Annotated in this window: 10 protein-coding genes; 4 read left to right on the top strand and 6 right to left on the bottom strand. The window is 73.2% G+C overall.

Annotation, left to right across the window (positions count from 1 at the left end; genetic code table 11):
• Nucleotides 1-114 precede the first annotated feature (114 nt).
• From ACR9E3_RS26590 to ACR9E3_RS26600, 3 genes are read right to left on the bottom strand one after another with little or no spacing between them, the layout of a single operon-like run.
• Nucleotides 115-918, bottom strand: coding sequence for an SDR family NAD(P)-dependent oxidoreductase (locus tag ACR9E3_RS26590; RefSeq protein WP_460383767.1), 804 nt, complete (start codon nt 916-918; stop codon nt 115-117).
• A 3-nt stretch (nt 919-921) separates the two neighbouring features.
• Nucleotides 922-1,773, bottom strand: coding sequence for a 3-hydroxyacyl-CoA dehydrogenase family protein (locus tag ACR9E3_RS26595; protein ID WP_460383768.1), 852 nt, complete (start codon nt 1,771-1,773; stop codon nt 922-924).
• Between the two features lie 53 nt (nt 1,774-1,826).
• Entirely contained in the window at nt 1,827-2,750 is a 924-nt protein-coding gene (locus ACR9E3_RS26600) for a LysR family transcriptional regulator (RefSeq protein ID WP_460383769.1), read from the bottom strand.
• 111 nt (nt 2,751-2,861) lie between these two features.
• Between ACR9E3_RS26600 and ACR9E3_RS26605 the strand changes: the two genes are divergently transcribed.
• On the top strand, nt 2,862-4,070 hold the full coding sequence (locus tag ACR9E3_RS26605) for an MFS transporter (RefSeq protein WP_460383771.1): 1,209 nt from the start codon (nt 2,862-2,864) through the stop codon (nt 4,068-4,070).
• A gap of 53 nt (nt 4,071-4,123) precedes the next feature.
• Here the strand turns inward: ACR9E3_RS26605 and ACR9E3_RS26610 are convergent, their stop codons facing one another.
• Complete coding sequence (locus tag ACR9E3_RS26610; protein ID WP_460383772.1) at nt 4,124-5,041, bottom strand: AEC family transporter; 918 nt, start codon at nt 5,039-5,041, stop codon at nt 4,124-4,126.
• Between the two features lie 50 nt (nt 5,042-5,091).
• On the opposite strand from ACR9E3_RS26610, the gene ACR9E3_RS26615 reads away from it, so the two are divergent.
• Nucleotides 5,092-5,853, top strand: coding sequence for an SDR family NAD(P)-dependent oxidoreductase (locus tag ACR9E3_RS26615; RefSeq protein ID WP_460383773.1), 762 nt, complete (start codon nt 5,092-5,094; stop codon nt 5,851-5,853).
• Between the two features lies 1 nt (nt 5,854).
• Here the strand turns inward: ACR9E3_RS26615 and ACR9E3_RS26620 are convergent, their stop codons facing one another.
• Nucleotides 5,855-6,640: a helical backbone metal receptor gene (locus ACR9E3_RS26620; RefSeq protein ID WP_460383774.1), complete on the bottom strand. Its 786-nt coding sequence runs from the start codon at nt 6,638-6,640 to the stop codon at nt 5,855-5,857.
• 74 nt (nt 6,641-6,714) lie between these two features.
• On the opposite strand from ACR9E3_RS26620, the gene ACR9E3_RS26625 reads away from it, so the two are divergent.
• On the top strand, nt 6,715-8,073 hold the full coding sequence (locus ACR9E3_RS26625; RefSeq protein ID WP_460383777.1) for a wax ester/triacylglycerol synthase family O-acyltransferase: 1,359 nt from the start codon (nt 6,715-6,717) through the stop codon (nt 8,071-8,073).
• 53 nt (nt 8,074-8,126) lie between these two features.
• Here the strand turns inward: ACR9E3_RS26625 and icmF are convergent, their stop codons facing one another.
• On the bottom strand, nt 8,127-11,360 hold the full coding sequence (gene icmF, locus ACR9E3_RS26630; RefSeq protein ID WP_460383778.1) for a fused isobutyryl-CoA mutase/GTPase IcmF: 3,234 nt from the start codon (nt 11,358-11,360) through the stop codon (nt 8,127-8,129).
• Between the two features lie 227 nt (nt 11,361-11,587).
• Here icmF and ACR9E3_RS26635 point away from each other — a divergent pair, with 227 nt between their 5' ends.
• The gene (locus ACR9E3_RS26635) at nt 11,588-12,559 is read left to right on the top strand and encodes a proprotein convertase P-domain-containing protein (protein WP_460383780.1); all 972 of its coding nucleotides are present in this window, start codon (nt 11,588-11,590) and stop codon (nt 12,557-12,559) included.
• Nucleotides 12,560-12,827 lie beyond the last annotated feature (268 nt).

Below are 12,827 nucleotides of genomic sequence, written 5' to 3' on the forward strand. Positions count from 1 at the left end.
CGAGCCTGGTAGCGGACCAGACCGGAACCGCTGACCGACACGCTCACAGATCAACGGGGAGTTCGTACGCGTAGAAGCAGCGAACAGCGCGTTCGCTGCGAAAGACCCCGGACCTCAGTAGTGGACGACGCCCCGCTCGCCGCCGCCGGCCGCGACGGTGTCGCCGGTGACCGCGACGGCGCGGGGCGAGGCGAGGAACACGACGACGTCGGCGACCTCGTCCGCGGTGATGATCCGCCGCAGGCTGGTGCCCGCCGCGAGCTCCGCCCGGACCTCGTCCTCGGAACGCCCCGTCGACTCCATCCGCGACGCCACCATCCCCGGCGTCCGCTCGGTCTCGGTGTAGCCCGGGTGCACGACGACGACGCCGACGCCGTGCGGGCCGAGCTCGTCGGCGAGGTTCGCGGTGAGCGCCGCGACGCCGACGTTGCGGATCGTCCCGGCGATGGAGCCGGTGCGCCGCGCGTTGAGCCCCGAGATGTTGACGATGCGGCCCCAGCCCTGCGCCGTCATGTGCGGGGCGACCGCGCGGGCGGTGCGCAGGTAGCCGAGCACCTTGGTGTCGACCTCGGAGAGCACCGCGTCGTCGGTCAGCTCGGTCAGCGGCGGGATCGGTGAGCCGCCTGCGGGTCGGGCGGCCGCGTTGACCAGCACGTCCACGCCGCCGAGCTCGTCGACCACCCGCGCCACCATCGCCCGCACCGACGCGTCGTCGGTGGTGTCGGCGACGACCGTCAGCACCCGCGACGCGGGCCCGGCCGCACGCACCCGCCCGGCGGCGGTCTCCAGCGCCTCGGCGTCGCGGGCGACGAGCACGACGTGCGCGCCCTCGGTCGCGAGCACCCGCGCGCACGACAGCCCGATGCCGCGCGACGCGCCGGTGACGATCGCGACGCGGCCGCCCAGTCCCAGGTCCACGGCTCAGCTCCAGTCGTAGAAGCCGCGCCCGGACTTCTGCCCGAGCTCGCCGCGCTCCACCTTGTCCCGCAGCAGCTGCGGCGGCGTGAACCGCGGGCCGAGCTCCGTCGTGAGGTGCTCGGCGATCGCCAACCGGACGTCGAGTCCCACCACGTCGGTGAGCCGCAGCGGGCCCATCGGCCAGCGGTAGCCGAGCTGCATGCCGGTGTCGATGTCCTCCGGGCTCGCGACGCCCTCCTCGACCATCCGGATGGCCTCGAGGCCGACTGTCAGCCCGAGGCGCGAGGTGGCGAAGCCGGGCGCGTCGTTGACCACGATCGCGGTCTTGCCCAGCGCGTCCACCCACTCGCGGGTGGCGCTCGTCGTCTCCTCCGACGTACCGGGGTGCACCACCAGCTCGACGAGCTTCTGCGCGGGCACCGGGTTGAAGAAGTGCATGCCGATGACGCGGTCGCCGGGCAGGTCGGCCGCGATCGCGGCGATCGAGAGCGACGAGGTGTTGGACGCGAGGACCGCGCCCGGGCAGGCGCGCGCGGCACCGCCGAGCACGGTCTGCTTGAGCTCGACCCGCTCGGGGACGGCCTCGATGACGATCGCCGCGTCGTCCGGCAGTTCGGCGACGTCGGTGGCGAGGGTCAGACGGGCGAGCAGGTCGTCGCGCGTCGTGCCCTCGGGCAGCTTCCCGCGCGACGCCGCGCCGTCGAGGCTCGTCTCCACCGCCTGCCGCGACGCGTCGACGCGGGAGGCGTCTGCCTCCACCAGGGCCACCGGCGATCCGGCGGCAAGCAGGACGTGGGCGATCCCGGCGCCCATCGTCCCGCCGCCGATGACCGCGGCCGTCGGGCGTGCATCCACGAGTTCTCGAACCTCCAGGGTCGTGTGTGTGGCCGCCGGTATCTCAGCACGACTCACGACTGCGCGAGCGCCAACGAGACGTGATCGGGCATGAGCACCGCCGCCCGCGACACGAGCGCGAGGAATCGGTTGGTCAGCGCGTCGGGCTCGGCACCGGTGTAGGCGACGAGCTCGCGCTCGACGCGGGGGACCGGGCGGGCGATCGCGCCGATGAACTGGGGCGGGACGATCGCCGCGGGCACCAGCGACGGTCCGATCCCGGCCGCCGTGAGCAGGGGAGCGACCGCGGTCTGCTCGGTGCGCACGGCGACCTGGGGTCGGTAGCCCACCTCCCGGCACGCGTCCAGCAGCACGTCCGACAGCGCGTGGTCCGGGGCGTACTGCACCCACGGGACGTGCTCGAGCCGGCTCAGGGCGATCTCCCCGGCGGCGGGGCGCATGAGGTCGTCGGCGCCCAGGTTGGGCGGCAGCAGCACGACCATCTCCTCGGTGCCGAGGCTGCGCTGTCGTCCACGCCACTGCGGCGGCACCGGCCCGACGCCGACGTCGGCCTGGCCCTCGGCGATCGCGGTGGCGAGCGCGTCGCCGTGCCGGTGCTCGTAGAGCCGCACGGTCACGACCGGGTTCTCGGTGCGCCATCGACGCAGCACGCCGGGGAGGAGCCCCAGGCTGACGGAGTACACGGTGGCCAGGCGCAGCTCGCCGCCCTCGGAGCCGGTGGCCGCCCGGGCGGCGGCGTTGCCGCGCTCGGCGGCCGTCACGGCGGTCCGGGCGTGGGGGAGCAGGGCCCGCCCGGTCGGGGTGAGAGCCACCGCACGGGGCAGGCGGCTGAAGAGTGATCCACCCAGCTCCCTCTCGAGCGTCGCGATCTGCTGCGAGAGGCCGGGCTGGGTGACGAACAGCCGGTCGGCGGCCCGCGTGAAGGAGCCCTCGTCCACGACCGCGAGGAAGTACTCGAGCTGGCGCAGCGTCGGCATCAGCTCAGCTTATGGCTCATGGCGAGAAGCTTCTTCGACTTATGGTTCCTGCGCTCGCACGGTGGATGGCGACCGGATGAAGACCAGTCGTCCACCCCCGAGGAGCTCCCCGTGCCTCTGGCCCTGCTCGCCCTCGCCCTGGGCACCTTCGGCATCGGCACCACCGAGTTCGTGATCATGGGCTTGCTGCCCGAGGTCGCGGGCGACCTCGGTGTGCCCGTCTCCGAGGCAGGCCACCTCGTGTCCGCCTACGCCGCCGGCGTCGTCGTCGGCGCGCCCCTGCTCGCCGGCGCGACCGTCAAGCTGCCCCGCCGCCCCGTCCTCATGGCCCTCATGGGCGTGTTCGCCGTCGGCAACCTCGCCTCCGCGATCGCCCCCGGGATCGGGTCGCTCATGGTGGTCCGCTTCCTGACCGGCCTGCCGCACGGCGCCTTCTTCGGCCTGGCGTCGGTGACCGCCGCGGCCATGGTCGGCCGCGACCGCCGCGCCACCGCCGTGTCGCGGGTCTTCCTCGGCCTGACCGTCGCCAACGTCGTCGGCGTGCCGCTCGCGACGCTGCTCGGCCAGGCCGCCGGCTGGCGCGCCACGTTCGCCGTCGTCGGCGTGATCGGGCTCGTCGCCCTCGGCGCCGTCGCCGCGTTCGTCCCGGCCGCCGCGCCCGCCGCGACCGGCAAGGGCGCCCTGCGCGGCGAGGTCGCCGCGCTGCGGCAGCCGCAGGTCGTGCTCTCGCTGGCCGCCGTGGTGTTCGGCTTCGGCGCGATGTTCGCCTGCTACAGCTACGTGACGCCGATGCTCACCGAGGTCGGCGGGTTCTCCACCGCCACGGTGACGCTGCTGCTCGCCGTCGTCGGCCTCGGCATGACCGCCGGCTCGGTGCTCGGCGGCCGCGCCGCCGACCGGGCCCCGCTCGGGACGCTGTACGTGTGCCTGCTTGCGCTGGCCGGCGTGCTCGTGAGCTTCGTCGTCACCGTGCACCACCCGGTGCTGGCGGTGCTCTCGCTGTTCGGCGCCGGCATGTTCTCGCTGGCCCTCGGCCCGGCGATCCAGACCCGCATCCTCGACCTGGTCGGTGAGGCGCCCACGGTGGCGTCGGCGGCCATCCAGTCGGCGTCGAACATCGCCAACTCCCTCGGCGCGTGGCTGGGCGGCATGGTCATCGCCGCCGGCCTCGGCTACCTCGCCCCCACGATCGTCGGCGCCGCCCTCGCCGTCGTCGGCCTCGCCGTCCTGGCGCTGTCCGGCGGCCTCGAGGTCCGCGGCCGCCGCCGGTCGACGGCCGCCGAGGCGCCCGACGAGACCCGCGAGCTGGTGCCCGCCTGACCCCGTATGTGAGCGAACTTTGGTGCTATGGCCCCAAAGTTCGCTCACATACGTCAGAGCGCCACCACCAGCAGCACCGGGACGCTGAGCAGGGTCGTGAGCAGGGCGGCGTCGCGGGCCAGGGCCACGCCGGTGTCGAAGCGCACCGCGTACCCGAAGACGTTCTGCGCCGTGGGCAGGGCCGCGCTGACCACGACCGTCAGCAGCGCCGGGCCGGTGAGGCCGAAGACCAGCCCCAGCGCCCAGGCGATGAGCGGGTGCGCGAGGTTCTTCAGCACGATCACCGCACCCAGGCACACGGGGTCGTCGTCGCGGCCCGGCCGCTGGGCGTGCGCGAGCGAGAGCCCGAAGGCCAGGAGCATCGCCGGCACCGCGAGGTCGGCCAGCAGCTCGACGGGCTCGAGCAGGCTCTCGGGCACCCGGACCCCGGCCACGTTGAGCGCGAGGCCCGCCACCGTCGCGATCAGCAACGGGTTGCGCAGCGGCGCCAGCAACGCCCCGCCGAGACCTCCGGTCTCCCCGCGGCGACGGGCGGCGACGGCGTCCAGCAGCGTGGTGTAGGCGGGCGTGAGCACCGCCAGCTGGAAGATCAGGGCCGGCGCGATCTCGGCGGCGCTGCCGAGCGCGTAGGTCGCGATCGGGAGGCCCAGGTTGCCGGCGTTGAGGTAGCCGCTGGCCATCGAGCCGACGACCGTCTCGCCGCGCGGGCGGCGGCGCAGCATCCCGACCGGCACGTAGAGCAGGCACACCGCCACGGCCGCGAGGGCGGTGACGACGAGGCCCGTCGAGAGCACCCGCGCCACGTCCGCCCGCAGCAGCGTGACGAAGAGCAGCGCGGGGCTCGCGACGAAGAACGCCGTCCGCGACAGGACCTCCGTGGCCCCGTCGGGGAGCACCCCGAGACGCCCCACGAGGATCCCCACGGCGACGACGACGCCGATGACGACGAAGCCCTCGACCACACCGCTCACGTGCCGACCACCCGACGAGCCTAGGCACGGACCGCTACGGTCCCCCGACCATGGGCATCCTCGATCGCTTCCGCCTCGACGACCGCGTCGCCGTCATCACCGGCGCCAGCTCCGGGCTCGGCGCGGTGTTCGCCACCGCGCTGGCCGAGGCCGGCGCCGACGTCGTGCTGGGCGCACGGCGCACCGAGAAGCTGGAGGACACGCGCAAGGCCGTCGAGGAGCGCGGGCGGCGGGCGGTCACCGTGCGCACCGACGTCGCCTCGCCCGAGGACTGCCACGCGCTCGCCGACGCTGCTGTGAACGAGCTCGGGCGCCTCGACATCCTGGTCAACAACGCCGGGATCGGCACCGCCTACCCCGCGACCAAGGAGACGCCGGAGCAGTTCCGCGAGGTGATCGACATCAACCTCAACGGCTGCTACTGGATGGCGCAGGCCGTCGCGCGCCACATGGCGCCCGGCAGCGCGATCGTCAACGTCTCGAGCATCCTGGGCCTGACCACGGCCGCTCTGCCGCAGGCCGCGTACTCGGCGTCGAAGGCGGGCCTGCTCGGCCTGACCCGCGACCTCGCCCAGCAGTGGACCGGCCGCAAGGGCATCCGCGTCAACGCCCTCGCGCCCGGCTTCTTCACCTCGGAGATGACCGACAGCTACCACGAGGGCTACCTCGAGACGATGATGCCGCGGGTCCTCGCCAACCGGATCGGCGATCCGGAGGAGCTCGCGGCGGCCCTGGTGTTCCTCGTGTCCGACGCCGGGTCCTACGTCACGGGCACCACCCTGACCGTCGACGGCGGCGTCACGACGACCTGAGCTACGCCCTGAGCGATGCCACCCCGAGCTGCTCGGGCAGCACCCGGGCGGCCTCGAGCAGGCTGGGGCCGTACCAGGTGAGCAGGCGCCCGCTGACCAGCGCCGACGGCGCCACGAAGCTCTCCGGCCCGTCGTCGGCGGTGAACGTGTACGGCTCGTCGGGCAGCACGACGAGGTCGTGCGCGGGAAGGTCGGCGGGGTCGAAGCGCGGGTAGCGCTCGGTGCTGTCGCCGAGCACGTTCTGCACACCCAGGCGGTCGAGGACCGCGCCGGTGAACGTGTCCGAGCCGACGGCCATCCACGGCTTGCGCCAGATCGGCACGACGGCGCGTCGCGGCGTCTCGGGCAGCGGGAGGGTGTCCCAGGCGGCGCGCGCCCCGTCGATCCACGCCGGGCGCTCGAGCCCGCACGCGGCGAGCATCCGCTCCAGCGAGCGCAACGCCCCGTCCACGGTGCGGATGTCGGTGACGTAGACGGCGAGGCCGGCCTCGCGCAGCTTCTCCAGCTCGCCGGGCTTGTTCTCCTCGGCGTTGGCGAGCACGAGGTCGGGGCGCAGGCCGACGATCGCGTCGATGTCGGGGTTCTTGGTCCCGCGCACGCGCGTGACGTCGTGGTCGTCGAGGTCGGGCGGGTGCGTGCACCAGTCCGTCGCCCCGACGAGCAGGCCGGGCGCGGTGACGCCCACCGCCTCGGTCAGGGAGGGGACGAGGCTGACCACGCGCCGGACGGTCTCGGGGAGCGGGACGCGGCGGCCCTCGTCGTCCTGCACGTTCATGCCGGCGTTCATGCCCCCAGCGTGCCACCGCGAGACATCCGATACCGTCGGTACCGGCATTCTCGTGTGATCGGAGGACCACCCCCGTGGACCGTTGGGCGTCGGGCATCGACACCGCGTGGTTGCAGCTCGAGCAGCCGACGAACCGGATGGTGGTGCACGGGATCCTCTTCTGCGAGGGGCCGGTGGATCTCGACGCGCTGCGCGAGCGCGTCCGCGACCGGTGGGTCGCCGCCTATCCCGGGCTGCGGCAGCGGCCGACGTGGACGGTCGGGCAGCTCGGCCCGGCCCGGTGGGTCGACGCCGCCCCGGATCTGGACGAGCACGTCCGGACCGTCGCCCTCCCCGCGCCGGGCGACGACGCCGCGCTCGCCCGCCACGTCGGTGCCGCCATGTCCGAGCCGCTGCCCGCGGACCGGCCGTGGTGGTCGCTGCACCTCGTGACGGGCTACCGGGGCGACGGGTCGGCGCTGCTCGTCAACATCCACCACGGGCTGGCCGACGGCGTCGCGCTGAACCATCTGTTCCACGTGCTCGCCGACGAGCAGACAGCCGAGGGGACACCATCCGCGTACGCGGAGGCCCCACGCCGCCCGCGCCGTGCCCACGACTGGCGGCTGCTGCACCGGGAGGCGCGCCAACGGGTCGCCGACCTGCGCGCGAAGGTGCGCGCGGCCGGGACCTCCGAGGGGGCCGCGGAGCTGCGCGCCACCGGGCGGGCGGTGCGGACGTCGACCGCGATGCTCACCCGCCCGCCGCACGACCCGCCCTCGGCGCTGCAGGGCCGACCGGGCCCGGCGAAGTCGGCGCGCTGGACGTCGATGGTGCCGCTCGAGACGGTGAAGGCCGCCGGCAAGTCCGCCGGCGGGAGCGTCAACGACGTCCTCTGCGCCGCGATCGCCGGGGCGCTGCGGGAGTTCCTCGGCGAGGACACCCCGCGGCTGCGCGCCGTGATGCCGATCAACATGCGTCCCCTCGACCGGCCGATCTCCGACGAGCTCGGCAACGAGGTGGGGCTCGTGCTGCCACCCCTGCCCACCGACGAGCCCGACCCGGAGCGGCGGGTGGAGCGGGTGCACGCCGCGATGGCGACGATCAAGCGCACCGACCAGGCCCTCGCCACGTTCGCGGGGATCGCCGGGTCGGGGCACGGCCGTCCGGAGTGGACCCGGGCGCTCGTGGCCCGCTACGCGACGACGTCGTCGGTGATCATCTCGAACGTGCCGGGCCCGATCGCGCCGCTGACGATCGCCGGGACGCGCGTCCGCGACGCCCTGTTCTGGGTGCCCTGCTCCGGGGACCTCGCCCTCGGTGTCTCGATCCTGAGCTACGCCGGGCGCGTGCGCCTCGGGGTCCGGGCCGACACGGCGATCCTCGGCGGCGAGGACGGCGTCGACCGCTTCGTCGCCGCCCTCGACGCCCAGCTCGGTGCCTTCGGCATGTGAGCACTTTGGAGTGCTCTGGCACTCCAAAGTGCTCACATGCGGCGGAGCCGCACCTACATCGAGCGGCGGTACTGCCCGCCGACCTCGAAGAACGCGTCGGTGAGCTGGCCGAGGGTGCAGACGCGGGCCGCCGACATCAGTTCCGCGAAGACGTTCGCCCCCGAGGTCGCCGCGTCCTGCAGCCTCCGCAGGGCCTCGGGTGCCGTGTCGGCGTGGCGGGCCTGGAAGTCCGCGACGCGCTCGAGCTGGCCCTTCTTCTCGTCCTCGGTGCCCCGGGACAGCTCGAGCTCCGGCGCCTCCTGCTCCGCGTCCTCCGGCGGCAGGAAGGTGTTGACGCCGACGATCGGCAGCGAGCCGTCGTGCTTGCGCGACTCGTAGAGCATCGACTCGTCCTGGATCTTGCCGCGCTGGTAGCCGGTCTCCATCGCGCCGAGGACCCCGCCGCGCTCGGCGATCGAGTCGAACTCCTGGAGCACGGCTTCCTCCACGAGGTCGGTCAGCTCGTCGACGACGAAGGAACCCTGCAGCGGGTTCTCGTTCATCGACAGGCCCCACTCGCGGTTGATGATCAGCTGGATCGCCAGCGCGCGGCGCACCGACTCCTGCGACGGGGTGGTCACGGCCTCGTCGTAGGCGTTGGTGTGCAGGGAGTTCGCGTTGTCGTACAGCGCGCACAGCGCCTGCAGCGTCGTGCGGATGTCGTTGAAGTTCATCTCCTGCGCGTGCAGCGACCGCCCGGAGGTCTGCACGTGGTACTTCAGCTTCTGGCTGCGCTCGTTCGCGCCGTAGCGCTCCCGCATGGCGACCGCCCAGATGCGGCGCGCCACGCGGCCGATGACGGAGTACTCGGCGTCCATGCCGTTGGAGAAGAAGAACGACAGGTTGGGCGCGAAGTCGTCGATGTCCATGCCCCGCGCGAGGTAGGACTCGACGTAGGTGAACCCGTTCGCCAGCGTGAAGGCGAGCTGGCTGATCGGGTTCGCCCCGGCCTCGGCGATGTGGTAGCCGGAGATCGACACCGAGTAGAAGTTGCGCACCTTGTGCTCGATGAACCACTCCTGGATGTCGGCCATCATCCGCAGCGAGAACTCGGTGGAGAAGATGCAGGTGTTCTGGCCCTGGTCCTCCTTGAGGATGTCGGCCTGCACCGTGCCGCGCACGTTCTCGTAGGCGTGGGCGGCGAGCTCCGCGCGCTCCTCCTCGCTCGGCTCCCGACCTTTCTCCTCGGTGAACGCGTCCACCTGCTGGTCGACCGCGGTGTTGAGGAAGTACGCGAGGATCGCGGGCGCCGGGCCGTTGATCGTCATCGACACCGACGTGGTCGGCGACGTCAGGTCGAAGCCCGAGTAGAGCACCTTCATGTCGTCGAGCGAGGCGATCGAGACGCCCGAGGTGCCGACCTTGCCGTAGACGTCGGGCGGGGTCGCCGGGTCGTGCCCGTAGAGGGTCACCGAGTCGAACGCGGTGGACAGGCGCTTGGCCGGCGAGTCCTCGGACAGGTAGTGGAACCGGCGGTTGGTGCGGAACGCGTCGCCCTCGCCGGCGAACATCCGGGCCGGGTCCTCGCCCTCCCGCTTGAACGCGAACACCCCGGCGGTGAACGGGAAGTGCCCGGGCAGGTTCTCGCGGCGCAGGAAGCGCAGGATCTCCTCGTCGGCCGTGAACGGGGGCAGCGCGACGCGGTGGACCTTGGTGCCCGAGAGCGTCTCGCGGGTCAGCTGGGTGCGCAGCTCCTTGTCGCGGACGTGGACGACCATCTCGTCGCCCGCGTAGTCCTCGACGGTCTGCGGCCACGCGTCGAGCAGGGCCGCGGCCTCTCCGGGGAGGTCCCGCTCGGCCTCGGCGAGGACGGCCGGCAGCTCGCCGGCGTCGCGGTCGCCGAGCGCCTCGGCGGCCTGGCGCAGCGCGGCGCGCCGGCGGGCCGCGACGACCATCGAGTCCGTGTCCTGGTGGTACGAGCGCACCGTCCCGGCCACGTCGGCCAGGTAGCGGGCGCGCTCCGGCGGGATGGAGGCCGCGAAGTCGGTGGAGACCTTCGAGTCCGGAATCGTCAGCCGGCCCTCGCCGACGGTGAGGCCGTGCCCGCCGAGCATCCCGCGCAGGTGGCCGTAGAGGGCGGTGACGCCGTCGTCGTGGAACGTGGCGGCGCTGGTGCCGAAGACCGGCATGTCCTCCCACGAGGCGCCGAACGCGTCGCGGTTGCGCACCAGCTGGCGGGCGACGTCGCGGCGGGCGTCGTCGGCGCCGCGGCGCTCGAACTTGTTGATCGCGACGGCGTCGGCGAAGTCCAGCATGTCGATCTTCTCGAGCTGGGACGCGGCGCCGAACTCCGGCGTCATGACGTAGAGCGAGGAGTCGACGAAGTCCACGATCCCGGCGTCGCCCTGGCCGATGCCCGGCGTCTCGACGATGACGAGGTCGGCGCCCGAGGCGCGCAGCAGCAGGATCGCGTCCGCGAGGTTCTCCGGCAGCGTGCCCCCGCCGCCGCGGCTGGCCATCGAGCGGAAGTAGACCTGCGCCCCGCCCAGGGAGTTCATGCGGATGCGGTCGCCGAGCAGCGCGCCGCCGCCCTTGCGCCGCGTCGGGTCGACCGCGAGCACCGCGATCCGCAGCTTGTCCTCCTGGTCGAGGCGGAAGCGGCGCACCAGCTCGTCGGTCAGCGACGACTTGCCCGACCCGCCGGTGCCCGTGATCCCGAGGACCGGGACGGTCTTCCCCTCGACGACCGACCTCGCCCGCTCCCGGACCTCGGACGGCAGCCCGCCGGCCTCGGCCACCGACAGGGCGCGCGCCAGCGTGGCCGGCTCGCCGGTGAAGACGCCGTCCCAGCTCGACGGCGCCTGCGCGCCGAGGTCGACGTCGCAGGCCTCGATCATCGTGTTGATCATCCCCGGCAGGCCCATCCGCTGGCCGTCGGTGGGGGAGAAGATGTGGGCGACGCCGTGGGCGTGCAGGCGGTCGATCTCGTCCTGGACGATGACGCCCCCGCCGCCGCCGTAGACCTTGACGTGCCCGGCGCCGCGCTCGCGCAGGAGGTCGACGAGGTAGGAGAAGTACTCGACGTGCCCGCCCTGGTAGGAGCTGATCGCGACGCCGTGCGCGTCCTCCTGGATGGCGGCGGTGACCACCTCGTCGACCGAGCGGTTGTGGCCGAGGTGCACCACCTCGGCGCCCTGGCGCTGCAGGATCCGCCGCATGATGTTGATCGCCGCGTCGTGCCCGTCGAACAGGCTCGCCGCGGTGACGAAGCGGATCGGGTTCTCCGGGACGTACAGCTCGTCCGTCATCGTTCCTCGCAGTCCGGGGTCGGCGCCTCGGCCCCGAATAGTAGGACGTCAAAGCGTTTTGCGTGAGGCGACGCACGTCACTCACACAACGAAGCAATTGACTAGTGCGAACGAGTGAACAAGCGCTGATGCGCGACTGCTCTCGGTTACTCTCCGTCTCACCAGCCACGGAGGGTGAGGAGCCCGACGGGTTGTCCCCGCACCCCGCCCGCCCCGGGAGTCCCCCCATGAGCACCACCACCCCGTCCGGTTCGTTCCCCGCTCCCGAGGGCGACCCGTCCGCCCGGCCGACCACCGTCGTCAGCCAGGCCGCGCAGCCCACCGCGATGGTCGGCCAGGTGCCGGCCCCGGAGGCGCCGACGGCCTCGGGCGCCACCTCCGGCGCCGATCCCTCCGCGCCGCACGGCCAGCAGGCGCTCGTGCCCGGCCAGCAGCCCGGGTACGGCCAGCCCACCCAGCAGCAGCCCACCCAACAGCAGCCCACCCAGCAGCAGCCCGGCCACGACCCGTCCGTCCACGGCCAGCCCGGCTACGGCCCCGGCTACGACCAGCCCGGCTACGGGCCCGGCTACGGGCCGGGCTACGGCCAGCCCGTCTACGGCCAGGCCGCGTACGGCCAGCCCGGTGCCGGCCAGCCCGGCTACCCCCAGCCCGGGTACGGCGCACCCGGCCAGCCCCCGGCCGGCGGGATGCCGGGTTACGGGGGTCAGCCGCCGGCACCCCGCAAGCGCGGCTGGATCGGGTGGGTGGTCGGCGGCGTCGCGCTGCTCCTCGTGATCGGCATCGTGGGGGCCGTCCTCCTGCTCTCGGGCGGCAGCACCTACATCGGCGTCTCCGGCGAGCGCGTGGCGATCCCGGACGCCAACCCCGCCGGCGTCACCGACTCGATCATCGTCGACGGGTCCGGCCAGGTGCAGAGCGTGCACGTCGAGGCGACGATCTCGCACCCGTACACCTGCGACCTCACCGTCTCGCTGATCTCGCCGCAGGGCACCGAGATCCCGCTGGCCGACCCGCCGACCTGCGACCGCGCCAACCCGAACCTCGGCGTGAACCTCGACAGCACCGCGCCGGGCAGCCCGCTCGCCCCGCTCGTGGGCCAGGAGGCCGGCGGCGAGTGGCGCCTCCACGTCGTCGACGCGGTCGGCATCGACCAGGGCGCGATCACCGGGTGGGGTCTCACGGTCCAGACCGGCTGAGCCGTCCGGCCCAGCGTCTCGGGGGAATGAACGGCGCTTCCGCTGCTTCGGATGCAGCGAGAGTTCCGTTCGTTCGTCCCCGCCGGCGCTCATCCAGGCCTCGCCCGCCCGTGCAACGGCCCGACCGGGAATTAATGTCGGATCGGTGACGGAACGATCACGCCACGGCCGCGTACCATCGCGAATCTGGACACCGTGTGGCCGTTCGTCGTCCAGCCCGTGGCGCGAACGGCTGATTCAGGAATGGTCCGATTGCTGAGTGTTCATG

It is taken from the genome of Actinomycetospora sp. C-140, assembly GCF_054796175.1.